This is a genomic window from uncultured Roseibium sp. (genome assembly GCF_947499295.1).
Taxonomy (GTDB): Bacteria; Pseudomonadota; Alphaproteobacteria; order Rhizobiales; family Stappiaceae; genus Roseibium.
Map to the genome: position 1 here is coordinate 1 of NZ_CANMNP010000134.1, position 501 is coordinate 501.

General features: G+C 59.1%; 1 protein-coding gene. It reads right to left on the reverse strand.

Annotated features, from left to right (window positions below; genetic code table 11):
* Positions 1–103: 103 nt before the first annotated feature.
* A partial coding sequence (locus Q0835_RS30110; protein ID WP_298967185.1) for an IS110 family transposase occupies positions 104–501 on the reverse strand: 398 nt, incomplete at its 5' end.

The window sequence follows — 501 nt, forward strand, 5'->3', positions numbered from 1 at the left end:
CCACGGGGTGTTCCGGCCGCGGCTAGCTTGATCATCATCACTTGGATTGCTCTTGCATTCTCATCCGCGGACCCGTTGGTTCCACGGAAAGCGAACTTTTAGATCATGCCGACCGGTAGGTTTCCCCTTTCGCCAGAACAGACCAGGCAATCCGGGCCGTCTTGTTGGCAAGTGCCACGCTCACCAACCGTGAGGGTTTGCGCTCCAGCAAGTGACGCACCCATTCCCCGGTGCGCGTTTGCGCCCGGATCTCGTGCCTGAGCACCGCTGTGGCTCCGACAACAAGAAGCTTACGCAAATAAGCGTCCCCCATCTTGGTAATACGTCCAAGCCGTTCTTTGCCGCCTGATGAGTTTTGTCGTGGGACCAGGGCCAACCAGGCAGAGAACTGGCGCGCGGATTTAAACAGGCCTGGATCGGCAACCGTCGCGGCCAAGGCTGTTGCCGTGAGCACTCCTATACCTGGTATTGTAGCCAGTCGCTGGCTGGTCTCGCACTGGC